We start from the raw sequence: 642 nt of genomic DNA, 5'->3' as shown, positions 1-642 counted from the left end.
GTGGAACACTGCCAACGACGCGGTCCTGGCCGAGGGTAAGCGGGTCCTGATCGATGACCCCCACCGGTTCGACGGTGTGAAGGTGATCGGCGTCGATGAGCACGTGTGGAGGCACACCCGCCGCGGCGACAAGTACGTCACCGTGATCATCGACCTCACCGGCATCCGCGACGGCACCGGCCCCGCACGCCTGCTCGACATGGTCGAGGGCCGCTCCAAGCAAGCCTTCAAGCAGTGGCTGGCCGAGCGGCCCGAGTCATGGCGAGACGGGGTCGAGGTCGTCGCGATGGACGGCTTCACCGGGTTCAAGACCGCCACCACCGAAGAGCTGCCCGACGCGGTCGCGGTCATGGACCCCTTCCACGTCGTCCGCCTGGCAGGCGACGCGCTCGACGAGTGCCGCCGACGGGTCCAGCAAGCCATCCGTGGTCACCGCGGCCGCAAGGGCGACCCGCTCTACAACGCCCGACGGACCTTGCACACCGGAGCCGGCCTCCTCACCGACAAGCAGGCCCAGCGACTGGCCGACCTGTTCGCGACCGAGGACCACGTCGAAGTCGAGGCGACCTGGGGCATCTACCAGCGCATGATCGTCGCCTACCGCGAACCCGACAGGACCAAGGGCCGGGAGCTGATGCAGCA

At 68.5% G+C, this 642-nt stretch carries 1 protein-coding gene; it reads left to right on the top strand.

Translation table 11 applies throughout. The annotated features are described in order from the left end of the window. On the top strand, window positions 1–642 hold a 642-nt coding region (locus tag ACFPJ1_RS43225), incomplete at both ends, for an ISL3 family transposase (protein ID WP_380112272.1).

The sequence above is a fragment of the Kribbella qitaiheensis genome (genome assembly GCF_042657745.1).
Lineage (GTDB): Bacteria > Actinomycetota > Actinomycetes > Propionibacteriales > Kribbellaceae > Kribbella > Kribbella qitaiheensis.
The sequence above is the reverse complement of the archived record's forward strand: the minus strand, read 5'-3'. Positions and strand labels throughout refer to the sequence as shown.